Genomic DNA, 23408 nt, shown 5'->3' with positions numbered 1-23408 from the left:
TTATTATAGCGTGTATGTTCGCTTTTTGTAAAAAAAGAGCGTCCTTACTCATGACTGAAGTCACGAGTGTGCGGACGCAGGAAATCAATCGAGGAAACAGTAAGAAAATTTTGTTAAGTCATGGTATACTTTGCTTAACCTATTATTTCGTGTATCCGCACTATTCACTGCCTGAACGAGGAGGGATTTTCATTGATACGTTTAAAAAAGCGGTCGCCGCACCAAGCTGCCGATTTCGAAAAGACATCGAGTGACAGCACATCAATAGGGAGAATTCAGGTTGCATCCGACCAGCTCAAAGGCATTGTCGAACAGCTCAAACACGCGGCAGAGGCTTTGAGTAAGTCCTCCATTTCGAGCCAGTCAAGCGTCTCGGAATTTAAATTACATACAACACGAACCGCTGAGGATACCGCACAGGTCAATGAGCAAGTACAGGTCATTCAACAATCCGCAAAAAAAATTCTCTCAATCGTCACCAGCGTACAGAACGATAGTCAGGAGTCCTATCACGATTTGATTTCTTCGTTAGAAGCGATTCATGACTTAGAAAAGACGATGAATACGATCCTAAATGGGCACCGTCAGTTAATAAATCAGATGAATGAACTTGTCGCGCATTCGAAAAAAATTGATCAAGTTTTCCAATTCATCGGTTCAATTTCTGAGGAGACCAATATACTCTCATTAAACGCAGCCATTGAAGCTGCACGAGCAGGTGAAGCGGGCAAAGGTTTTTCCGTGGTCGCCACCGAAATCCGCAAGTTGTCGGGTGAAACGCAGCAGGCGGTTTCCGAAACGAAACAAACCACTCAATTAATCCAATCGGAAATTAAAAAATCAACAGAACGAGTGAATCTGGAAACTGCCGAAATAGACAATGGATCAGAGCGACTGAAGAATATCATTACACATCTCGATGCCTTTAAGAAAAAATTAGAAACAATCACACTTGGAAGTAAGGAATCCGCGGCTTCAGTTGGCGCGCAGACAAACAGTATATCTGCCGTCTCTGATTTGCTCAATCAAATCTCGGCAATGACACAATCGAATCAAGCACTTGCTGAAACCGTTGATCGGGACGTCGCCAACCAGTTCCAGAGCATTGATCAAATGTTAGCTTTAAACAAACGATTAATCGACACATCGAATGAATTGCAGGATTCCATACAGCAGGATCAACGCATGGCGATTCATGTTAACATGGAGCTGGTGGATCATATCAAAAGAGAAATCCATCAATTCTGTGAGAATCATCCGCTCGTTCCACTTGAGCTAATTCGGCATAAGACAATTTTAAGCGCCCTTCGTCAGAAGTATCATGAGCTTGAGGCGGTTTGGTCAAATACTCCGGATGGCGCCTTTGTCTATTCGGATCCGGAAGCGGCTTTAGCGAATGCGGGGGCTCGCCCGTGGTTCATGGAGGCTATGAAAGGAACGACTTATGTGTCCGAACCCTATTATTCTGCAATTACGAAACAACCATGCGTGACTTTATCCTTTCCGATTATTCAAGACGGATCTGTGATTGGCGTCTTCGGCGCAGACTTAACAGTCACTTAACGAATTCAAAAAATAGGCCGAGCAGATCATTACGATCTGTTCAGCCTATTTTTGTTATATTAACCGTGCTTAACACTGGAAAAGGTGCGCACCTTATTCACAGCGCCAAAACCTTTGGCCTCTTTAATGATGTACAAGGGACGATCTTTGGTTTCATCGTAGATTCGACCGATATACTCGCCCATCACGCCTAGGATGAATAGTGTAAAACCACTGAACAAGAGCTGAATCACAATCAACGACGTCCATCCGGGAACGGTGTTCGATGTGAAAAGCTTTAATGCGAGCGCGACGATCATGTACACGAACCCGGCAATCGAGAGTAATGCGCCGCCATAAGTCGCCAACTTTAACGGCTTATAGGAAAACGAGGTGAGCCCATCTACCGATAGCTTCAGCATTTTTTTCAATGGGTACTTCGTTTCTCCGGCAAGCCGTTCGTCACGTACATACTCAATTGCCGTCTGCTTAAAGCCGACCCAGCTCACGAGTCCGCGTATAAAACGGTTCTTCTCAGGAATACGTTTCATTTCATCACATACATGACGATCGATCAAACGAAAGTCACCTGTATCCAGCGGAATATCAATATCTGTGGACATGCGCAGGGTTCGATAAAAGAGAGCTGCGGTAATCTTTTTAAAAAACGTTTCTCCTTTGCGTTCCACGCGCTTCCCATAGACAACATCAAAGCCTTCTTTCCACTTCTCAATCATTTTCAAAATCAGTTCCGGCGGGTCTTGAAGATCCGCATCAATGACGACAACCGCCTGGCCGGTCGCATAGTCCATGCCCGCCGTTATCGCAATTTGATGTCCGAAATTACGAGAGAACTCGATGACTTTCACGTTCGGGTCTCCTTCAGTAATATAATTGAGTATCTCGGACGTGCGATCACGGCTGCCGTCATTGACGAAGAGTAATTCATAACGTTCGTAAGTGCGATCCATGACCGTTTTTAGTCGTTTGTACGATTCATAAATCACCTTTTCTTCATTAAATACCGGAACAACAATTGAGAATTTTACCGTCATGGCAATACCTCCTCGTATAATAAGTTTTGAAGTTAATAGTCATCCCTGTTCAGCTCGGGTACTGCGTGATATCCTCTAGTTGTTCATTGGAATGGATCCAACTGGACTAGGCTTATTCCTCCTGTAGTTCGACTACGTTTAAAGTCTGCCGCCCAGGCAACTGCCAGATATGCTGACGCACAAGATGTAGCGGCTGCGGTTCAACTCATCAGAAGCAGGATGAGGCAGCTTTGAACGCGTAGTCAGGGTCTACTGATCGCGAGGTCGCGTTCATGCAGTTGTAATTAGGGGACATCACAGAGTATCCGAGCTTATTCCAAAATTGATCAGGAAAGGAGGTCCTTCCCAATGAAATTGTTTGTTGGTATTGATGTGAGTTCACAGAAACTAGACGTTTGCTTTTTGGACAGTGATCAAAATAAGCTGATCCAAAAATCTTTAGCGAATAATCTGATCGGTGCTGGTGCCATTAAGGAACTGGTGTTAAAGTTCCACTCAGCCGCTCACTATCAACGGGTGGTGATCGGCATGGAGTCTACATCCATCTACAGCTTTCATCCGGCCGTGTTCTTTCATGAAGATGCGGACTTGAAGAAGCTGCCTCTGGATGTCGTAACCCTCAACCCAACGATGATTCATCGTTATAAAGGGCTGTTTGACGAGGACAAGACCGATACGATTGACGCCTTCCGGATTGCCGATTTTCTACGTATTGAACGCTATCAAGTGCCGGTGATCAAGGAAGAAAAATATGTTGCTCTCCAGCGTCTGACACGAACCCGTTACCAACTGATTCATCAAATGACCGAATGTAAACAGCACTTCTTAGAAAATCTATACTACACGTGCAACACCTTGACTCAGGAAATTCCGACTTCTGTGTTCAGCGCGTCCATCATGGACATCCTAAGCGATTCCCTGTCTCTTGATGAGATCTCCCAGATGAAGATGGAGGATCTTGCGGAACACCTAAACAAGGCCGGGAAAGGACGTTTCAGTGATCCGGAAAAGCTGGCCAAAGCGATTCAGAAAGCGATTCGGGATTCCTACCGCATTGGCAAAGTCCTTCAGGATTCCGTTGATGTCGTGCTTGCCACCTATGCCCGTATCATCACCGGGTTGAAGAAACAAATTCAGACACTGGACAAGAGCATTGAGTCCCTATGCGTCATCATCTCGGAGGCGCAGAGTCTCATGAGTGTTCCGGGAATCGGTCCGGTCTACACGGCCGGTCTGATTGCCGAGATTGGTCAGATTGACCGCTTTGACAATGAGGCTCAGCTCGCTAAATATGCCGGCCTCTACTGGAAAGTCTCTCAGTCTGGAACTTTTCGGGCAGAACGCACGCCACGAACACACACGGGTAATGAATACCTTCGCTACTACTTAATTGAAGCTGCCAATTCAGTAAAGCGATGTGACCCGGTTTATCGGGCCTATTACCAGAAAAAATTCAACGAAGTTCCTAAGTTTCGCCATAAACGTGCACTCGTACTAACAGCAAGAAAACTAGTTCGGCTGGTGGACGTGCTGCTTCGCGACCACCTGATTTACACGCCGAAGGGAGGTGGAATCGCCGATAATCAGTAAAGATCCGCCTCCTTATCGCCTTCAAAATTTTGGTAATTAGTGAAGGCTTAGGTTTGTGTACTCTCATTTTTGAAACATCGGTGAAGAGCACAGAAATAAATCTTATTTAGGTCTTGACTTAATACCACAAGACTTTTCAATTTCCATGCCGCATTATTTTTTATAAACATATAGTGTTCCTTGTCCATCAGGTCCGTTTTGGCTTGAGCTAGAACTTCCACTCGACCATGCACTTGAAGAGACTTTCGTGCAATTCTTTTTAATCCAATTCGTTACGCTTGAATTCTGAGCACCACCTTGACTACCGGAAATCATGAAATACTTGATTTCTCCTGCTGTAGCCATTTTTTCCAATTTGCTTACAGTTAATGCAGGATCGCTTCCTCCGAAACCGCCCATTGCCATGACCGCATAATTTGTTTTCATCATAATGGAATAAGCGGATTGTGCGCGTTCAACGGCAAGAATGTATTTTTCACCGCTGTAATGTTTCCTAAGGTAGGTGAGCAATTTTGTATTGACCTGCTCACCCATACCGCCTCGGTTGGTCATTCTCCGATTCACCGTGCCGCTTGGCATCTGTTTTGATTCATTAGCGGAGCCTTTTTGACTCGTCGGCTGGCCGGGAGCACCGGATTCACCGTTCATTGATGGCGGTGCTTGACCTTCCGAGTTGCTAGGAGCGCCCTGCCCTCCTCCGCCTGGGCCACCGAAACCATTTGTTTTTCCTGTTGACTTGCTGTTTTGGCCGCCCATTTGACCACCGCCCATGCCGCCCATACCTGATTGGGTCGCGCTTGGTCCGGCAATCGGTGTTGCACTATTGGTCTGATTGAATGTAGATGGCAGTGTCCAATACAGCGGCGCAAGCAGCATTAGGAGAAGGCTTGTTCCGGCGATCGTACCCTGAATTTTTCTTTCAGCAGTCCGCCAAACGATCCCGAATCCCATCGTTAAAACGCCGGCAATGATGAGCAGCACAATCCAAATCGTCGCAATGCTGTTTTGATTGAAGATAAGCGCTTCAAAGAATAGGGTCGTACCAAATGCGATTGGTAACAGATAACCTCGCCATGAGCTCTTCGGATCACTGAAGTCTCTCCATAGATAGGAAAAACCAAGTCCAACAAGTGCTGCGATTGGCGGTGCCAATAAACTTAAATAGTATTGATGAAAGAATCCAGCGATACTAAAGAAGACCATTGCCGGAATAAGCCATGCAATCCAGAAAATTGCGAAACTGTGCTTCTCATCCATTTTTCTACGACGAAGCCAATCAGCGACAATCGCAATAATGCTGAAGAGCACGAATGGGAGAAGCCAGCTTGCTTGCCCTGATAACGATTTAGAGAACAAACGGAGCGGCCCGGCAGTTCCCGTACCAAACATATTGCCCTGTTGTCCGCCTCCTCTTCCTGTTCTGCCGTTTGGAGGCGTGCCGCCCATTTGGTTTTCAGAGGCGTGCTGCCCTGATGTGTTTTTCATGAAAGTCGTTCTTTTCTGAGTCGTCGATTGGTTACCGGACTGTTTTCTTATGGATGTCGGCGCTTTATGTCCGCCTCCACTATTCTGCTGACCAGTAAGCCGAGAAACACCGTTATAGCCGAAAGCAAGTTCCAAAACCGAATTTGTCTGACTGCTGCCGATATATGGCCGTTTGCTTGCCGGAATCGAATCGACAACGACAGCCCAGGAAAGCGAGATGCCTGCCAAAACCACAGTCGCAGCCAAGAGATGCAGTATTTTTTTCTTCCAATTTACGTTCATGGCGATCCAGTAAAAAAGATAAATAGCAGGAAGAATCATAAATGCTTCAAGCATTTTCACATTAAAACCGATGCCGATCATCGCCGCACTAAGAATTAGCCAACGTATTTGTGTTTTTTGAACAGCTTTCATCACTGCCCATGCGGCGATAACTAAGGTCAGGATTAGAATACTGTCAACGTTATTTGTGCGGGTCACAGCAATAAAGATTGGTGTAACCGACATCGTGATCCCGGATAGAAATGCGGCAAGCCTGCCCGCTTTGTGTTTCACCATTTGATAGACAATGATCGTCGACACAATTGCAGCAAGGGCTTCGGGAAGCAATACACTAAAATTACTTAAGCCAAAAAGCTTTGCGCTGAGCGTCTGGATCCAGAGCGCGACCGGCGGCTTATCAACAGTGATAAATCCTGCGGGGTCAAATGACGCATAGAAAAAGTTATGAAAATTCTTCATCATGCTTTTTACTGCTACGGTATAATACTCATTCGTGCTCGCTTGATTAAGCAGAAAGACATTCATAAATGCGGATAAGAGAATAACCCCTATCAAATAAAAATCAATGCGTTTGTGTTTTAATAAGTTCATCTTAATTCCTCCTCGTGTAACCAAAAACGTCTTAATCAATGTCCATGCTCGTCAGTACGGGTTCCTTGTATAGCGTCATTATGCCAACTCATTCTTAAAGAATCCTTAACAGCCAACCATTGTGTTGTTTCTTTACCAAATGCTGTCCAAATCAGAACTATGAAAAGCAGTATATTCATTATCGACGTGACAACAAGAGGCCAACTATAGGGTGCCATCAAATTTCCGGATAAATAGTAAACGCAAACTATATTCATAAAGATCGTGAGACTGTAGCCGGCGGCAAGTATACCGAATCGCCGATCTTCAGTAAGCAACCATGAAAGGAGAGCTAGAGCAATGGCTGGATAAAGGTAGCGTTCATGCATCCCGGAAGCAAATGTAAACACCCCGGCGATCTGCATCAAACTTGCAATTGCTGCCGAACGAATACTACGCGCGTGCAGCATCAGCCAGAGTGAAGCGAGCGAAACAAGAGTGATCGCGATCAGTCCCCATGTGTGGTAACTGAAGAGAAAGAGCGATGCGCTGTCCGATTGATAATTGCCGCCAAGCAAGCTGTAGACATTAAACGCGTTGACCGATGCATAGGGATATTCACTGATTGTCCGCTTCATCAACTGGACAAGCCACAGCGCGCCTCCGTTTGCATAAAAGGAAAATGGCAGCGCGATGAGTGCCGTAACTAATGCGTACCAACCAAGTGCAAGGAATCCTTTACCTATCTTTCGATCCATAATAAACACATAAGCAAGCACCGGAAGAAAAATAATTCCTTGCGGTTTCATCATGACTGCTGCTGCGAACAACGCTGTAGACAGGAAATATCTCCGATCAATCAAGCATGTAAGCGCCAGGACAATAATCAATGTGAAAAATGAATCAACTTGTCCCCAAATGACCGAATCCATCCAAACTGCAGGATTAAACACATAAAAGGCAGCTGCGAGCAGACCAGGCGATTCATGACCTTTTTTCTTGGCTAACCGATAGATGAGCCATGCCGTGAGTACATCTGCAATGATTGACGGAAGTTTGAGCAACAATGTATATCCGCTGCTCAATCCAGGCAGAGTGACCGCTTTTCCAATCACATAGAGCACATAAACATACAGCGGTGGATAATCAGCAGAACTATTTTGATAAAAGTGCAAGAATCCAGAAGACGCCGACTGGGCCCAGTTTTGAAAAAGCGTTAAATCCATATGTCCTGACACCCAAGGAGCAATTGCCAATCGAGTACATAGTCCAATCACCGAAAGGGTCAGCATAAGGAGCTTCATCGTTTTTTTCCTAACTCTGATTTTTCTTTTCCGAAGAAAAAGTGTCAGTACGAGGAATCCAACGAAAAATAAGATTGAAAACCCAATAACGAGATTTTTAATTAACCCGCTTGATTGTGACCCGCTTTGCTGGCCCATCATGGGAGCGCCAGTGCCTGATACGCCTGGCCCCATTTGACTTTTTGTTCCATTTTTAGCGGAATGACCGGCTTTTGCATTTTGAATCGGCGGTGCGTGACTCGAATTTGCTCCTTTTTGCTGTTGCGACATTGGCGGAGCATTCGTTGCACGCGTTGACGTACCTTTGTTTTGATTCGTATTTGTATGATTGGACGAATCCTTTTTCTGCTGTGCGCCGATTACATGTGCTGAAGCTTGATTCGATCCAGGCACTGCTTTCTGCTGCACCACTCCCTGCCCATTTTGTGAAACCTGACTCGACGTCAAACTGCTCGCTATAGAAACTAACGCAACAGCAATCGCGATGATCATTACAAGAAAAAGACTCGCAATGAGTCTTTTGTTTAATCCTTTGATCACTCATCCCACATCCTTTCTGTTTCGATGTGATGATCGTAACCTCAATATATTAAAAAACGCTTAACCGCTCTTTATCAAGCACTGCATGACATTCTCAATACTGAGGTTTAATACTCATTCGAATCCTCAACGACGTACTTTAGCTACCCGTTTGACCATGTGGAAAGGCACCATTTTTGTATGACCAAAGTCATGTATGCGAGCAATTGCAGAAAAAAAGAGATGCAGACGAAACCCGCATCTCTTTCTTATTGATTAATCTCACAAGGAACTTATTTATACAGATCACCCACTGGCTTGGGACGAGCCTTAGTAAACGAGTTGTGACCTCTATCCATTTTGGGGGGGCAAGGTGCGCCGTTCTTAGAAGCTCGGCATTTTAATGCCGATGTAGTTCACGGAATCATCCATTGCAGTACATAGGCTTGAAGTAGCGTGATCACTCCGGTTATCGCGACGAAAAACAAACTATGCTTAATCGTAAATCGGAATAGACTGCCTTCTTTACCTACCAGCCCGGTCGCCGCTGTCGCGACAGCAATGGATTGCGGTGAGATCATTTTTGCAGCGACACCACCAGTTGAATTGGCAGCGACAAGCAAAGTCGGATCGACACCAATTTGCTGTGCAGATACCTTCTGCAGATTTGAGAACAAGGCATTCGACGAAGTATCCGACCCGGTAAGAAATACACCGATCCATCCAATGAGCGGCGCCAGAAGCGGAAAAACGGTACCCGTCGATGCGAGCCCAAGCCCCAAAGTCGCGCTCATGCCCGAATAGTTTTCGATGTAAGCAAAACCGAGAACGGATACGATCATCAACAATGGAAGAGCTAACTTTTTTAACGTAAGACCAAAGGTAAGTGCCCATGTCTTCCAACTGATGCCAATTAAAAATTTGCTTAGAATACAGGTCACTAAAATAGCCGTTCCGGTAGCCGCAATCACATCAAACTTATAAACAGCGCCATAAGCTGTCGTCTGAGCAACAATCGGTTTCACTTGTTCGATCATCCGATCCAGTCCGGGTATAGGAATCATGAACGTTGCTTTGCTGAGAAACGCCTTAATGCTTGCAGACCCGCCCCACACACAAATGACAACTACGAGCAAAACGAATGGTGACCATGCTTGCGCGATTTTGCCGAAAGAAAAGCTGTTATTATTTTGCAAATGTGCTGGAACAGGTTGCTCTTTTTCATCCTTGAATCGGAAAATAGATTTCGGCTGCCAGAACTTAAGCAGAATGATGAGACATACCATACTGACGATCGATGAGGTCACATCCGGTAATTCCGGTCCTAAGAAGTTAGACGTTACGTATTGCGTACCGGCAAAAGAAATTCCGCATACAAGAATCGCCGGAAGTACTTCGATCGTTCGTTTCCAACCCGCCATAATAAATACAAGCCAGAATGGAACAAAAAGAGAAAGAAAAGGAACCTGGCGGCCAACCATTTGACTGATTGAAAGCACATCAATGCCGGTAACTTGAGCAGAGGTTAGAATGGGAATACCGACACCGCCGAATGCGACCGGTGCCGTGTTCGCAATTAGGCAAAGCCCGGCTGCGTAAAATGGATTGAAGCCAAGTCCGGCAAGCAATCCACCGGCAATGGCAACCGGCGTGCCGTAGCCTGCCGTTCCTTCGAGAAATGCCCCGAAAGAAAAAGCAATAAGCAGCGCCTGCAGACGCCGGTCTTGAGTGATGGATGCAATCGAATCACTAATGATTTGAAACTTGCCTGAGGCGACCGTTAATTCATACAAAAACACTGCAGTGACAATGATCCACCCAATAGGCCATAAACCCTGCAATCCGCCTAATGCGGTCGCTTCAAGCGCTAAATGAATCGGCATCTTGTAGACGACAATCGCTTCGATCACAGCAATTGCAACCGTTAATAAGCCCGCCTTATACCCCTTCATCTTCTTGATTGCCAAACACCAGAAAAAAAAGACAAGCGGAATACAAGCCACAACAAATGACAAAAACATGTTATTCATTGGATCATAGTTCTGGGCCCATTGCATCGATTCATTCCCCTTCCGCACATAAAATAGATTGATCAGCAAATAAAGTAAAGCGCTTACATTGTTTGATTTTACATGTGCGGAAACAAATTTGCAATTACAGTGACATTTTTTTGAACATTTCGTGAACATCATAACAAGGAAGGGATCGCCAGTTCGTGCCAATTGTCGAATAAATAATACTTTAGTCACATATCAGTTTTTATAAAAATCAACGATAATAAGAGATGATAAAATTGCTAAAGGAATGACTATTTTGAACATTGAACACCGGTTGATATTATTTTATAAAAGACTGTCCGTTTGGAATCTCGTACTTCGGCACATGAAAAAAAATCTCGTAATCTTTATGGTACTCAACCTTGTCTCCACAATCTGCGTATCGCTAATTTTAGCTTATTTAGTCCCACTTTTTGTGCGGCTATCGTGGCTTGCTGACACTCTTTTTTGTCTCGTCACTTTTGAAATCGCTTTTTTAATTAATCTCAAGTACTTTTTATTCCCTCAAGCCGTAAAAAAAAGCAAACAGTTATACCATGTTTCTTTTTTTTTAGAGGAATGGCGCGTATTTATTTATGCAATCCTCAGAGATTTTTTGAAGAAGAACACTACTGCTATAGATATATTTTTTTTGATCAAAGGTCTCAAAGAAAAGAAAAAGGAACGAGCAAAATCGTTTAAGAAAAAAGCTTTTTATAATCTATCACTATATCCGTTTGTCCTTTTCGTTTGCATCTGGATTTCGTTCAATCTTTGGCTTTTTGATCATATTGTCGGCAATCACATTGAGGACGCTTTTCTCTACCTTATTCTTTCTTTCATCTGCCTTCTTCTCTTGGTTATTATCGCTTACTGCATTCACCATAATTTTGACCCTTTATTCCCTCATCACTTGACAGCCTTATCCAATCTCATTCGAATTCTGGAAAATATAGAACTTGCACAAAATAATGAGCGATTCGGTAGAATTATTGATGAAGCAACAGCTCGTGTTGATCCGGCGATAGTCAGACATCTCATAACTGAAAATACATGCGAGTAAAGGCTCAGGCATTGAGCAGTATATCGTTAATCTCTTTTATGGTAAAAGGGAGTTAAGATCGAAAAATTAAGGGTTTATTAATAATTAAACTTTACTATGGGGGAGGTATATACCTGTTCAAATTATGAAGGGAAGCGGTTCGTTATGAACATTCAATCCATTGGATCTTCAAGCAGTACATATCCATCCGGAAGCAGCTCCGACTCTAGTCAAAAAATTGAAACACTTGAAAAGCAAGAAGAAACATTAGAATCTCAATTAAAACAATTAGAATCACAAAAATCGGATCAAGAAGATCAGCAAAAACAAAGCCAAGTAATTCAAGCACAAATTCAACAAATTGAAGCGCAAATTGAGCAGTTAAAATCCCGATCACAAAGCGGTAATACGACCGGAACACAGGCGCAGCGCACTTCGAATCAGATTGACACCGGCATTGCTGTTTCCGAACAGTCGCAAGATGGCGATCAGCTAACGATTAGCCAAAACAGTTTAGAGCAAAGTGAATAATTTAAAATTATTGAAACAACGAGCATCTTTTACGGACGCTCGTTTATTTCTGTTTTCAAAGTCAACTAGGCACCATTGATATGCTGCTCTGTTACGTCCGCACCAGACTTAGTCACTGCATTCATTAAACATACCTCTTTTTTTAATACCACCATGGATCAAATATCTTTTCGATAACAACGGCACTCATGAACTCGGCTGAATTTGTTCTTGATCATATTCTCTTCTTCTCCTGTATAGTGTGCAAAACAGCTAAGCGGTCTCAATTTTTTTAGTGACGATTCAATAATTCCATTCAATTCATTGTCTTCCATAATGACATGCAGATAATGATTCACTTGGTGAAAACCGTTTTTCTGATACCAGCGATTCACCCATTCATCATCGCGCGTATAGGCTTCCAGCTGATCAATAGTCTGTGCTTTGAGTCTCTTTTCCGCTTCAAGAAGCAATTGCTGCCCAATCCCCTGACACTGAAAATCAGGATGGACAGCTAAGTGCCAAATCATTCCGCCGAGTGACGAGCATTCTGCGCAAACTGTCTTGATTTCTCTTTCACATTCAATATCAATCAAGCCGACAATCTTCCCACCTTCAACCGCGACAAGCTCAATCGAGGGATGATCATAAGTTTCCTTTGCCTGTAAAACATTATCATAATAGGCTGTATGTAAAAAAGAAAGAACACGGCAGCGCAGCCAGCCTTCCTCGTCATCTGTCCGGTATTCTCTGATTAACAATTGAAAAACTCCTTTTTTTGATGTTCCTTTTAAATCCGGATACAGTTAGGTCATGACCAATAGAATACCTTAATTTTAACGTATTAAGGTGCACGATTCACTTTTTTATTAAAAAAAAGTGAGCCTCAATAAGGAATCCTTCTACCATGAATGAGTGGTCTCATCATCCACTTGATTGTTAGCCGCAAAAAAGGGCGTGTTCATGCGTGATCACGCATCGTTGGGTTCGGTACCCCGCAAAAGAAATGCGTTGTAACAAGTTTCCGTTAATCATTATACTTGACCGTGTAGTGACCAAAGGAGCATCGATTAAATGTCAAAGAAGCGTCTCATCCAAACACTAGCCATGTGCTGCCTTGTGATTCTAATACTCTTTGCCTGTTACTTAATTTACCTTTACCAACATCCAATCTGGGAGGGAAAGTCTAAAAACTGGTCGGGTCGTTATTACTATACTCTGCCCATGAAACGATACACAGGAAGACTCTATTGGAGGGGTTCCAAAAAGATAACGGTCACGCAAACTACCTTTTATAAAAATAATAAAAGGGCTACCAATGCTAACGATACTATCGCTGTAAGGAAAAGTGTTGGATTTGTAGAGCAAGATGCACAACCATCACCAGACACAAGCATTTTAATCGTTTTTGTCAAATGGAAAAAAGATGGAAAAAAGTACAGTGAATTGATTAATCTGCACAGGAAAAGAATTTATAAGCCCTACTATATCTTCAGCGTTAACTAATCATTTGCATTTGAAAAATCAAATCAGACAAAAACAACAGCCGGCCCTTTTTCAGGTGCCGGCTGTTGCTATAGTTTTAGTTCTCCGAGCCTAAGCAGACAAATGCTGTGACCATTCTTCGCACCTCTGATCGAGTAACTACGCCCTGATTTAAGTCAACTAAGTCAACAGAAGCACTCGTGGTCATAATCAACAAGTTCTATTGTTATTAATTGAAACTATCCGCGAAAAGTAACGTATTTAGAGGTGACATTAATATCTAAAAATTTATGTTATTAATTCCTCTCCATTTGGCAAAAGGGATGCCGTACGAATCACAATGAGCAGATTTGTATTTTTTCAAAACCCACGAGTTTCACTGTGCTCTAGAATAAACCAGTTGCGCAATTGGCTGAACAATTGGCTGAGACAAATTGCTGAATAATCATAAATGACGAACAGGCGAAGGAGCAATACTTTGAGAACAAAACAGTTGAACAAAGCCACACGGTATACTGATTTTCGGGAAATGATTTATGCGAGTGCAAAGAAATTCAGAAAAAAAACTGCCTTCCAAATAAAGATTGGAAGCGGGAGTTACCGATATGTGAGTTATTCTCAATTTAAAGAGGGGTATAGGGCGGTAGGCACACATTTTCTAGATATCGGCTTGCACGGTAAGCGAATCGCAGTCATCGGTAAAAACAGCTACGCATGGGTGCTGCACTATGCGTGCGCCGCTACAGTCGGTGTGGCTGTTCCAATCGATCGCGAACTGTCGCCGGAAGATATGCATCAATTCATTGTCAGTGCCGACTGTGCCGCAATATGTGCGGACAAGGAAATACTCGAACAATTAAGACCGCTAATCAGCAGTCAACGATTGCTTTTGCCTTTGCAGGATACCCTGGCACCGATACCTGCGGATGATACGCGCATTGACACGATTCCGATTGCTGAAGATGAATTGAGTGTGCTTATTTTCACTTCAGGCACTTCCGGAAATCCAAAAGGTGTATGCCTCTCACAAAAAAACATTTGCGCGAATATTTATTCTACTTCGCAAATCGTAAAGATCACATCACGTGACAAAACGCTTTCAATTCTGCCGCTTTGTCATACGTACGAATGCACATTAAATTGCTTGCTTCTTCTGTCGCGCGGAGCCTGCATTGCTTACGCCGACAGCCTGAATGCGATACGCCGCAATATCCTTGAATACAGGCCAACGATTCTGGTCGTCGTTCCCGCACTGCTTCAGCTTTTAGACAAGCGGATTCAAGCGGCTATTGTAAAGAATAGTCCGGTAAAATATCAAACAAAACTCAAATCATCGTCAATCTCAACAGCACTTCGAGAATTGCCTGCGTTTGTAAGAATTGCTATACGTCGAAAAGTGAAGAAATCACTTGGCGGAAAAATTCATACATGTATTGTCGGCGGGGCAGATCTTTCCTCTGCTGTAGTCGAAGATTTTCTGGCGTTTGGCATTCGGGCTTTGCAAGGCTACGGGCTTACTGAAACGGCTCCTCTTTTGGCGGGAAACAACGATTTTTATTTCAATGCCAAATCAACCGGTGTTGCTGTTCCCGGCGTCGAATTGATGATTGACAGCCCCAATGAATCCGGTGTCGGCGAAATCCTCGCCAAAGGCGATAATATCATGCTTGGTTACTATAACGATCCGGTGGCTACGGCAAAAACATTTAGCAACGGCTATTTTCGGACAGGTGATCTGGGATACATCGATGGGGACGGGGCTTTGTATATCAAGGGCCGCATGAAAAATGTGATTGTCACAGCTAATGGCAAAAACATTTATCCCGAGGAATTAGAAGCGCGACTGTTGGAAAAAGAAACGATCAGTGAAGCGCTTATTCTTACTGGAAATGATCGTAATGGAAGTGTCTGTGTAAAGGCCAAAATATTCCCGAATTTAGACTGTCTGACCGAAATTATCGGCCATCTGCCTGCAAAAGAAGAATTACAAGCCACGATAAAATCAATTATCGATGACGTGAACAACAAAATGCCGAATTATAAACACATCCGCGTGTTTGAAATTTTGGAAAAAGAATTTGAAAAAACAACAACAAGGAAAATCAGACGATGCGGTATGAATCTCGTTTGATAGATAAGCAATTCCATTTTTTTTCAGAGAATTTTTTAGCGCTGTTTCCCGTATTATGCGCATGAAAAATTCTCTATTTTTTTGACTTTCCTCGATTTACGATAAAAAAACAACAGCCGGCCCTTTATCAGGGACCGGCTAATGCTATAGTTTGAGTTCTCCGAGCCTAAGCAGTTCAACAACCGCCTGGGAACGACCTTTCACACCTAATTTTTGCATGGTGTTTGAAATATGGTTACGAACTGTTTTTTCACTTATGAAGAGTTCTTTAGCTATGTCTCGAGTCGTCTTGTCTTGGACAAGCAATTCGAAAACTTCTCTTTCCCTCTTCGTAAGTAAAGGTTTTGGACGGTGATAATCTTCCTTCAAAAATTCCCCCTCCTTGCTCAGCAGAAGAGCGGGCGGGAAAGGCTTTTAGTCCTTAACATTTTATGAAAGCAGTGTCGATGCGTGCGCAGATTGATCATTTTACGCAAGTGCCCGCAACATGGAGAGAACACGAACACAGTGACGCGTGAACACCCCAAGAAGTTAGTTATGAACTATGCAAATTCTGACGAATTTCACCACAAAGTGATTGTCGGACTACCAAGTATTGCGAGTGGACAATCTCTTATGAATCAAAGAAAATTATTGATGCGGATGAACCATTTCCTCAGGCTTTACAAGGGCATCGAATTCTTCGCCACTGAGAATGCCAAGTTTTACGGCGGAATCCTTAAGACTAATACCTTCTTTATGAGCGAGTTTCGAGATTTTTGCTGACTTCTCATAACCGATCTTCGGGTTCAGTGCTGTAACCAGCATTAACGAATGGTGTAGGAAATAGTCCACTTTTTCCTGGTTGACTTTAATACCGGTCGCACAATGGACATTGAACGAACGCATTACGTCAGAAAGAAGCTTCGTCGATTGGAGAAAGTTGTACCCAATCACTGGTTTGAATACGTTTAATTCAAAATTACCCTGACTTGCCGCAAATCCGATCGCCGCGTCATTACCCATAACCTGAACCGCAACCATTGTGACTGCCTCAGCCTGAGTTGGATTTATCTTGCCGGGCATAATGGAGCTGCCCGGTTCATTAGCGGGAATCTCTAATTCACCAAGTCCGCAGCGTGGACCGCTCGCCAGCCAACGCACGTCGTTCGCTATTTTCATCAGATCTGCAGCTAACGCCTTCAAAGCGCCATGTGCCGTGACGATCGCGTCATGACTGGTTAAAGCGTGAAATTTATTTTCCGAAGCATAGAAGGCCTTGCCGGTCATCATGCTGATTTCCTGTGCAGTCAAATCACCAAACTGCTTCGGTGCATTTAGGCCCGTACCAACCGCAGTTCCGCCGATTGCCAAACTCTTTAAGTGGTTTAGGCTGCTTTCGATGAGTTCTTTAGACTCCTTTAACATATACGCCCATCCGCTGATTTCCTGGCCCACGGTGAGCGGAACCGCATCTTGAAGATGGGTGCGGCCGATTTTGACAACGTCGCTGAATTCCTGTGCCTTTTTGTCAAGTGTCGTCTTCAATTGATCCAGGGCAGGGAATACATTTTCTTCAATGGCTTGAACGGCCGCAATATGTAACGCCGTCGGAAAGGTGTCATTTGAGCTTTGCGCTTTATTGACATCATCGTTCGGATGGATGCGCGCCTCGCTACCTCTTGCTTCCAGCAATTGATTGGCGCGATTTGCAAGCACCTCATTTATGTTCATATTCGATTGTGTACCGCTGCCGGTTTGCCAAACAACAAGCGGAAATTCATCGTTCCATTTTCCTTCGATTACCTCATCCGCTGCGTTTGCGATCGCCTTCGCTTTATCTGCATCCAATGCATTTAATTTGTGATTGGCAAGAGCCGCGCCTTTTTTTAAGATAGCGAATGCGTGAACAATTTCAAGCGGTACCTTCTCCCATCCGATTTTGAAGTTGTCTTTACTCCGTTGCGTTTGTGCGGCCCACAGACGTTCAGCCGGTACCTTGACTTCTCCAAGTGTATCATGTTCAATCCTGAATTCCATTGATCGATCATCCCTTTCGTTATTTCTCTATCAAATTGCTCCGTAGTTCTCATTTTGTAAAAAATTAGTTACTAATGGTTTCATAACTCTTTATGATAAATAATTTATATCGACTCAATTCATTTTACCGAAGAAATGTGACATTGCCAATCAGCGAAAAAACTGGAGCAACCGTTTGGAAAATAAAACGCGCTCAATCCATCTCATTATAGTGAAACGAGGAAAAGAAAGTTATAATAGTCAGTGGAGGGATAGAAGATGACGAGAAACGCAACCTGTCCGCAGCCGGAACACTACGGAGACGCGACCGTACCGGCTTTCGGTTATGAATTAATAAGAAATTTACTGATTCCTGAGCTTCTTGGCAAGGAAACAGCATCGATCCTTTATTGGTCGGGACGAAAATTGGCGCGCCAATATCCTCTCGATAACGAACAACAGATTATCGATTTTTTCAATCGGGCAGGATGGGGAACTTTGGAACTAGTTAATAAGGCAAAAAATAAAACGATTTTTGAATGCAGTTCTCCGCTTGTTGAAGCACGGATCAATGATTTTCCTGAATCAGGCAGTTTTTCATTAGAATCCGGGTTTATCGCGGAGCAGATACAGCATCAGATCGGATGCGTTGCGGAAACGTATATGGAAATCAAAACCGGCCGCCAAAAGAAAGTCGTTTTTCTTATAAAATGGGACGCAAAAGACCATGTAGGAGTGGAAAACTAACTTTTCTCTCTGCATGCATCCGAATATGACAATAGCCCGGGGAAGACGAAACTTAGTGTGTTGTTTTTCTTTATACACTCAAATTAAGACACACAAAAAGCAGGCGATATGCCTGCTTTTTGTTGTTCCTATTTTTTCCTTTAACCTTACAAGCTTACCGATTCTTCTTCTGCCAAATGAAAAGTTTCATGGAGCGTATCGAGCGCTTCAATAAGCTTGCTCTCGTCAATAATCGTTGACACTTTAATTTCAGAAGTACTGATCATTTTAACTTTAATGTCTCTTGCTGCCAGGGCGTGAAACATCTGGGCAGCAACACCGGGATTAGATGCCATTCCTGATCCGACAATTGAAACCTTTGCAAGTTCCGACTCAAAGATCATCTGATGGTATTCCAGTTCTTTCTCCTGTTCACGGAGTACATCCAGTGTTTCATTTAAGACATCGTGATCAACAGTGAACGACAGGCTCGTTCTCGCTTCATCGAGCACGTTCTGAACGATAACGTCGATATTTATATGCTTCGCCGCAATCGCGTCGAATACGCGCGATACCGCCTCCACACTATTTGGAAGTCCGAGCAGCGTCACCTTCGTCACATTTTTCTCAAATGCGAGTCCTCTGACCGACTTAGTCTTCTCCATTGACACTTCCTCCTTAATTACCGTGCCCTCTTCGTCGGAAAACGAAGAGCACACCACGAGTTCGAGATGACTGTTCTTCGCATACTCAACCGCACGCGGATGGAGTACGCCCGCTCCAAGATAAGCCAATTCAAGCATTTCATCATAACTGATTTCCTGCAGTTTTCGCGCCTTGTTCACGTAGCGCGGATCTGTAGTAAAGACACCGGTCACATCCGTGTAGATTTCGCATCGCCGCGCACCGAATGCTGCAGCGATCGCCACGGCGGATGTATCGGATCCGCCTCTGCCCAGTGTTGTAATCTCACTGTCTTCAGTCACACCTTGAAATCCTGCGACGATGACAATCGAACCCTTTTTCAACTGCGGCCGGATTAATGAGGTGTCAATTGACGCGATCCGCGCGTTTTCGTGAACTGCTTCCGTTTTGATACCGGCTTGCCAGCCGGTGAATGAAACAGCGTCATATCCACGTTCAACCAAAACCATGGAAAGCAAAGCGATCGTTACCTGCTCGCCTGTGGATAAGAGCACATCCATTTCCCGTTTAGACGGTCTGCTCGAAATCTCACCAGCCATCGAAACAAGTGCATCCGTTGTTTTCCCCATTGCGGAAACAACCACAATCACTTGGTTCCCAGCCTCTTTTTTCTTAATGACTTTATCCGCTACCTTCTGCAACCGTTCAACTGACGCTACCGATGTTCCGCCAAACTTCATTACCGTTAAAGACAACTTCACTCGCTCCTTTAAACTATGACCGGCATATATGTGCTTACTCTCTCCGGATCCTCTTTAATGAAGCCGCGGGATCTCTGTGATAAGAGCGTGCTCCTTATAATTCGTTCACGTCAGTGACAAAAAGAACAGCGAGAAATCCCCGCTGTTGAACAGTCAATCTATTTCAACAATGCTGAGATAGTTCTCCACACTTAAAGATTTCATAAGGCTCAATGCCTTTATAAACTCCTTAAAGTGTGACAGCTCTGCATTTATTCAATGCAGATCCAGCACGGAACGGTGATGAAGCTGTTCCGGCTTCGGCAGGATTCCCTTTCTGTCGCGGTCAATGAAATTCATCTTTCTCGCGCGCCATACTTATGAAGACTGCTCCTCTATCACTTCAGTTATTTGAAAAATTAAGTTATGGAAATTATAACAAACCTAAAGAATTGAAACAATACCCTTCATCGGGAATTGTCCAAATAATTTCTCATGGATTCGGCAACTTTTTTGGGCAATCCCGCCTCCCGAAGTTCTTCACTGCTCGCCTCACGTATCTTCTTAATCGAACCAAATTTGCGCAGCAGCATTCGCTTCCGCTGCTCGCCAACGCCAGGCACATCGTCTAACAATGAGTGAATCATTGACTTGTCTCTGACTTGTCGATGGAATGTGATCGCGAACCGATGCACTTCATCTTGGATACGCTGAAGCAGGTAGAAGGCTTGGCTGTTTCTCGCAAGCGGAACAATCTGCGGCGGCTCACCAATCACAAGCTGAGATGTCCGGTGTTTGTCATCCTTCACAAGACCGCAGACCGGAACATAGAGTCCGAACTCATTTTCCAGCACATCAATCGCCGCGGACAGCTGCCCTTTACCCCCGTCAATTAAAATTAAATCAGGGAGCGGTTTTCCTTCCTTGAGAACCCTTGTATAGCGTCTGCGCACAACCTCTCGCATCGTCGCGTAATCATCGGGTCCGTTCACCGTTTTGACACGATATTTTCGATAATCGCTTTTCTTTGGACGGCCGTCTTCAAAGACAACCATCGCCGATACCGGATCGGCACCTTGAATGTTCGAGTTGTCAAAGGTTTCAATTCTGCGTGGTGCCGGCATGTCCAGAGCTTCGCCAAGCTGTTCGACAGCGCCGACGGTTCGCTTCTCGTCGCGCTCAATCAGAGCGAATTTTTCTTTGAGTGCGATACGCGCATTCTTCACCGCCATCTCAACTAGATCTTTCTTTCGTCCACGCTGAGGCTGAATGACATCGGTTTCCAGCATCTGTTCGATCAGATTCTGGTCGACAGAATTTGGAATAAGCACTTCTTTAGGTTTGATGTGATTCTGGTGACTGTAGAACTGGCCGATAAAAGTCAGAAAGTCTTCCTCCGGTTCCTGATAAAAAGGAAAATGAGAGACTTTCCGTTCGATTAATTTTCCTTGGCGCATAAAGAACACCTGAACACACATCCAGCCTTTATCAAAGGCATAACCAAAGACATCTCGATTATCGAGATCATTAAAAATAATTTTTTGTTTTTCCATGATCGTCTCAATGTTGCTGATCTGATCACGCAGTTCCTTAGCCTTTTCAAAATTAAGTTGATCTGAGGCTTCAAGCATCTCCTCTTTCAAGCGTTTTTTCACATCTTGATAGCCGCCATTCAGAAAACGGGTGATATCCTCCGACATCGACTCGTAGGTTTCTTTCGGAATTTCGTTGACGCACGGCGCCAGACACTGCCCGATATGATAGTAAAGGCATACGCGATTCGGCAAGGTGCGGCATTTTCGTAAAGGATAGAGATGATCAAGGAGCCGCTTCGTCTCATTCGCCGCAGTCACGTTCGGGTAGGGACCAAAATATTTGCCGCTCTTACGGTTCACCTTTCTCGTAATGATCAGGCGCGGATATTTCTCAGACGTCAGCTTGATGAACGGATAACTCTTATCATCCTTAAGCATGATATTGTATCTAGGCTCATATTTCTTAATCAAATTAATTTCCAAAAGTAACGATTCAATTTCTGAAGAAACGACGATATATTCAAAATCCGCAATATCTGCAACAAGCCGCTGCGTTTTCGCGTCATGCGAACCACTGAAATAGGAATGCACGCGGTTGAACAGATTCTTCGCTTTGCCGACATAAATAATTTCTCCCTGTGCATTCTTCATTTGATAACAGCCCGGCTGTTTTGGAAGCAAGCTGAGCTTTTCTTTTATTTTCTGACTGACCATTCTATGAATCATCCTTTAATAGGTGTACATAAGTTCATAAACACATTCTTTATTTATTATCTAAGAGATGCGAGAAACATTCAACTTTTAGAATTCAAAAACAAAAAAGGACAGTGGGCGGGAAAATGCACGCCTCTGTCCCGGTTAGAACTCTCTGTTAAAAAATAGTCATCAGAATGGGAATTTCAATCATGCTGAGGAGCGTTGTTTCAGTCACCATCACAGCCGCATAGTCCGAATCTGCATGATACAACTCCGAGACGACAGGGGCGTTCGTCATGACCGGCATCGCTGATTGCAAGATAAATACTTCCTTCATGAGTGCGGGCATCGGTGCCGGCAATACAAGCAAGGTCATGATTGCGGGTGCCGCAACAAAACGGCCGATCAGGACACCTATGTTGTCTTTATTAAGACGGAGTTTGCTCAAACCCGCCTGATGAATCGCGATACCAATAAAGATCATTGATAACGGAATGGTGAGCCCGCCGATATAATTAAAATCGGACATGAGAAACGCAGGAAGCTTCACATGCAGAAGAACTAAAATGACGCCTGCGATGAACCCCAAGAGCGGCGGCGAAAATATTTTGCCAAGTGTTTGTTTCAGACTTATTTTGCTCAAATAGTTTCCATCTCGTTGGATCAGATAGACACCCAACGTCCAAAAGAAAGTTGTATTGGCCATATAAAACACAAGTACATAGGGCAGGCTCTGCTCGCCGAACAGCGCCAGATTGACCGGCAGACCAATGAAAACCGTATTCGAGTTGCAAAACATTGATTTAAACAATCCACTATGATTTTTCTGAACAGAAAAGATCTTAACTGCCCAAAAAGAGATGGCGAATAAAATCAGCATCGACAGAATCGGAAAACGCAGATTCGGCAGCAATTCAATTAATTCCTTACTTGTAAAATGATTGGTAATTGTACTAATCATATAAGCAGGAAGCGCAATTTGTGTCACCAATTTGGCGATTAATTTACTTGCCTTTTTATCAAACCAGCCGAGATGAGTCAAACCATAGCCCACGCTGATCATTACAATAATTACTAGAATCCCTTGAATTCCTTGAAAAAAGGTGCCCACTCCAAGTGCCTCCATGACTGACATGATGCGTCTACTCATTGTCGTTTTTTTCTTGTACCAATGAGCATACATCTTTGCTAGAGTCATAGTCAACAACTATTTTAGAAAAACTTGACTGCCATTAAATCATGATTGGTGGCTTGAAGGTTTGTACTTTCTGCATTTTTTAACCAAGGAACTTCGTTCTTCAATGCGCGAAGCAAAAGATTTAAGGCATAGGCGTTTAAAAATGAGACTTGGGGAGTGTTAGGGTACCGTTCGATCAGCATGCTCAGCATTTGATTCCAAACAAAACGATTATAGCCAAAGTTCAAGTGAATCATTACATTCTGTTTTTCGTTTGGATAGATGCTTACTTTGAGTTCTTTTAAGGTCATGGGTTCACCATAGCCTAATTACAGAACGT

19 protein-coding genes and 1 riboswitch are annotated in these 23408 nt (G+C 43.8%); of the genes, 8 read left to right on the top strand and 11 right to left on the bottom strand.

The window, feature by feature from the left end:
* Positions 1–50 precede the first annotated feature (50 nt).
* Both ABWW58_RS01380 and ABWW58_RS01375 read left to right on the top strand, forming a co-directional pair.
* Positions 51–254: a hypothetical protein gene (locus ABWW58_RS01380; protein ID WP_353867490.1), complete on the top strand. Its 204-nt coding sequence runs from the start codon at positions 51–53 to the stop codon at positions 252–254.
* Positions 193–1563, top strand: coding sequence for a methyl-accepting chemotaxis protein (locus ABWW58_RS01375; RefSeq protein WP_353867489.1), 1371 nt, complete (start codon positions 193–195; stop codon positions 1561–1563). Before ABWW58_RS01380 ends, ABWW58_RS01375 begins: the two co-directional genes overlap by 62 nt.
* Before the next feature lie 59 nt (positions 1564–1622).
* Here the strand turns inward: ABWW58_RS01375 and ABWW58_RS01370 are convergent, their stop codons facing one another.
* Complete coding sequence (locus tag ABWW58_RS01370; protein WP_445783402.1) at positions 1623–2597, bottom strand: glycosyltransferase family 2 protein; 975 nt, start codon at positions 2595–2597, stop codon at positions 1623–1625.
* 348 nt (positions 2598–2945) lie between these two features.
* Between ABWW58_RS01370 and ABWW58_RS01365 the strand changes: the two genes are divergently transcribed.
* Positions 2946–4187 carry an IS110 family RNA-guided transposase gene (locus ABWW58_RS01365; RefSeq protein ID WP_353867488.1) on the top strand — a complete coding sequence of 414 codons (1242 nt, stop codon included), beginning with the start codon at positions 2946–2948 and terminating at the stop codon, positions 4185–4187.
* A 153-nt stretch (positions 4188–4340) separates the two neighbouring features.
* Here the strand turns inward: ABWW58_RS01365 and ABWW58_RS01360 are convergent, their stop codons facing one another.
* The 3 genes from ABWW58_RS01360 to ABWW58_RS01350 all read right to left on the bottom strand — a co-directional run bounded on the left by ABWW58_RS01360 (position 4341) and on the right by ABWW58_RS01350 (position 10404).
* Positions 4341–6545: a glycosyltransferase family 39 protein gene (locus tag ABWW58_RS01360; protein WP_353867487.1), complete on the bottom strand. Its 2205-nt coding sequence runs from the start codon at positions 6543–6545 to the stop codon at positions 4341–4343.
* A 35-nt stretch (positions 6546–6580) separates the two neighbouring features.
* Positions 6581–8368 carry an MptA/MptB family glycosyltransferase gene (locus ABWW58_RS01355; RefSeq protein ID WP_353867486.1) on the bottom strand — a complete coding sequence of 596 codons (1788 nt, stop codon included), beginning with the start codon at positions 8366–8368 and terminating at the stop codon, positions 6581–6583.
* A gap of 395 nt (positions 8369–8763) precedes the next feature.
* Positions 8764–10404 carry an L-lactate permease gene (locus ABWW58_RS01350; RefSeq protein ID WP_353867485.1) on the bottom strand — a complete coding sequence of 547 codons (1641 nt, stop codon included), beginning with the start codon at positions 10402–10404 and terminating at the stop codon, positions 8764–8766.
* Between the two features lie 631 nt (positions 10405–11035).
* On the opposite strand from ABWW58_RS01350, the gene ABWW58_RS01345 reads away from it, so the two are divergent.
* The gene (locus ABWW58_RS01345; RefSeq protein ID WP_353867484.1) at positions 11036–11446 is read left to right on the top strand and encodes a hypothetical protein; all 411 of its coding nucleotides are present in this window, start codon (positions 11036–11038) and stop codon (positions 11444–11446) included.
* Positions 11447–11590: 144 nt separating this feature from the next.
* Positions 11591–11956, top strand: a complete 366-nt coding sequence (locus ABWW58_RS01340; RefSeq protein ID WP_353867483.1) for a FlxA-like family protein — start codon at positions 11591–11593, stop codon at positions 11954–11956.
* 158 nt (positions 11957–12114) lie between these two features.
* On the opposite strand, the gene ABWW58_RS01335 is transcribed toward ABWW58_RS01340, so the two are convergent.
* Positions 12115–12696, bottom strand: a complete 582-nt coding sequence (locus ABWW58_RS01335) for a GNAT family N-acetyltransferase (protein WP_353867482.1) — start codon at positions 12694–12696, stop codon at positions 12115–12117.
* 313 nt (positions 12697–13009) lie between these two features.
* On the opposite strand from ABWW58_RS01335, the gene ABWW58_RS01330 reads away from it, so the two are divergent.
* Both ABWW58_RS01330 and ABWW58_RS01325 read left to right on the top strand, forming a co-directional pair.
* The gene (locus tag ABWW58_RS01330) at positions 13010–13441 is read left to right on the top strand and encodes a hypothetical protein (protein WP_353867481.1); all 432 of its coding nucleotides are present in this window, start codon (positions 13010–13012) and stop codon (positions 13439–13441) included.
* A gap of 457 nt (positions 13442–13898) precedes the next feature.
* Positions 13899–15551 carry an AMP-dependent synthetase/ligase gene (locus ABWW58_RS01325; RefSeq protein ID WP_353867480.1) on the top strand — a complete coding sequence of 551 codons (1653 nt, stop codon included), beginning with the start codon at positions 13899–13901 and terminating at the stop codon, positions 15549–15551.
* 144 nt (positions 15552–15695) lie between these two features.
* Here the strand turns inward: ABWW58_RS01325 and ABWW58_RS01320 are convergent, their stop codons facing one another.
* Positions 15696–15920 carry a helix-turn-helix domain-containing protein gene (locus ABWW58_RS01320; protein WP_093672060.1) on the bottom strand — a complete coding sequence of 75 codons (225 nt, stop codon included), beginning with the start codon at positions 15918–15920 and terminating at the stop codon, positions 15696–15698.
* Positions 15921–16181: 261 nt separating this feature from the next.
* The gene (gene fumC, locus ABWW58_RS01315) at positions 16182–17570 is read right to left on the bottom strand and encodes a class II fumarate hydratase (RefSeq protein ID WP_353867479.1); all 1389 of its coding nucleotides are present in this window, start codon (positions 17568–17570) and stop codon (positions 16182–16184) included.
* Between the two features lie 258 nt (positions 17571–17828).
* Here fumC and ABWW58_RS01310 point away from each other — a divergent pair, with 258 nt between their 5' ends.
* Positions 17829–18296, top strand: a complete 468-nt coding sequence (locus tag ABWW58_RS01310; RefSeq protein ID WP_353867478.1) for a YslB family protein — start codon at positions 17829–17831, stop codon at positions 18294–18296.
* A gap of 146 nt (positions 18297–18442) precedes the next feature.
* On the opposite strand, the gene ABWW58_RS01305 is transcribed toward ABWW58_RS01310, so the two are convergent.
* The 4 genes from ABWW58_RS01305 to ABWW58_RS01290 form a co-directional block, all read right to left on the bottom strand.
* Positions 18443–19675, bottom strand: coding sequence for an aspartate kinase (locus ABWW58_RS01305; RefSeq protein ID WP_353867477.1), 1233 nt, complete (start codon positions 19673–19675; stop codon positions 18443–18445).
* Positions 19676–19851: 176 nt separating this feature from the next.
* A riboswitch (Lysine riboswitch) is annotated at positions 19852–20066 on the bottom strand.
* Positions 20067–20127: 61 nt separating this feature from the next.
* Positions 20128–21909, bottom strand: coding sequence for an excinuclease ABC subunit UvrC (uvrC, locus tag ABWW58_RS01300; RefSeq protein WP_353867476.1), 1782 nt, complete (start codon positions 21907–21909; stop codon positions 20128–20130).
* Between the two features lie 157 nt (positions 21910–22066).
* Positions 22067–23026: an AEC family transporter gene (locus ABWW58_RS01295; RefSeq protein ID WP_353867475.1), complete on the bottom strand. Its 960-nt coding sequence runs from the start codon at positions 23024–23026 to the stop codon at positions 22067–22069.
* Between the two features lie 77 nt (positions 23027–23103).
* A complete protein-coding gene (locus ABWW58_RS01290) occupies positions 23104–23379 on the bottom strand; it encodes a helix-turn-helix domain-containing protein (RefSeq protein ID WP_353867474.1) in 276 nt (91 codons plus the stop codon).
* Between the last annotated feature and the right edge of the window lie 29 nt (positions 23380–23408).

It is taken from the genome of Sporolactobacillus caesalpiniae, assembly GCF_040513385.1.
Classification (GTDB): Bacteria; Bacillota; Bacilli; order Bacillales; family Sporolactobacillaceae; genus Sporolactobacillus.
This window is presented reverse-complemented; position numbering and strand designations above follow the sequence as displayed.

Coding starts and splice junctions, on each gene's coding strand:
- ABWW58_RS01380 (WP_353867490.1), top strand. CDS start 51: ATGACTGAAGTCACGAGTGTGCGGACGCAGGAAATCAATCGAGGAAAC.
- ABWW58_RS01370 (WP_445783402.1), bottom strand. CDS start 2,597: ATGACGGTAAAATTCTCAATTGTTGTTCCGGTATTTAATGAAGAAAAG.
- ABWW58_RS01365 (WP_353867488.1), top strand. CDS start 2,946: ATGAAATTGTTTGTTGGTATTGATGTGAGTTCACAGAAACTAGACGTT.
- ABWW58_RS01360 (WP_353867487.1), bottom strand. CDS start 6,545: ATGAACTTATTAAAACACAAACGCATTGATTTTTATTTGATAGGGGTT.
- ABWW58_RS01350 (WP_353867485.1), bottom strand. CDS start 10,404: ATGCAATGGGCCCAGAACTATGATCCAATGAATAACATGTTTTTGTCA.
- ABWW58_RS01340 (WP_353867483.1), top strand. CDS start 11,591: ATGAACATTCAATCCATTGGATCTTCAAGCAGTACATATCCATCCGGA.
- ABWW58_RS01330 (WP_353867481.1), top strand. CDS start 13,010: ATGTCAAAGAAGCGTCTCATCCAAACACTAGCCATGTGCTGCCTTGTG.
- fumC (WP_353867479.1), bottom strand. CDS start 17,570: ATGGAATTCAGGATTGAACATGATACACTTGGAGAAGTCAAGGTACCG.
- ABWW58_RS01310 (WP_353867478.1), top strand. CDS start 17,829: ATGACGAGAAACGCAACCTGTCCGCAGCCGGAACACTACGGAGACGCG.
- uvrC (WP_353867476.1), bottom strand. CDS start 21,909: ATGGTCAGTCAGAAAATAAAAGAAAAGCTCAGCTTGCTTCCAAAACAG.
- ABWW58_RS01295 (WP_353867475.1), bottom strand. CDS start 23,026: ATGTCAGTCATGGAGGCACTTGGAGTGGGCACCTTTTTTCAAGGAATT.
- ABWW58_RS01290 (WP_353867474.1), bottom strand. CDS start 23,379: ATGACCTTAAAAGAACTCAAAGTAAGCATCTATCCAAACGAAAAACAG.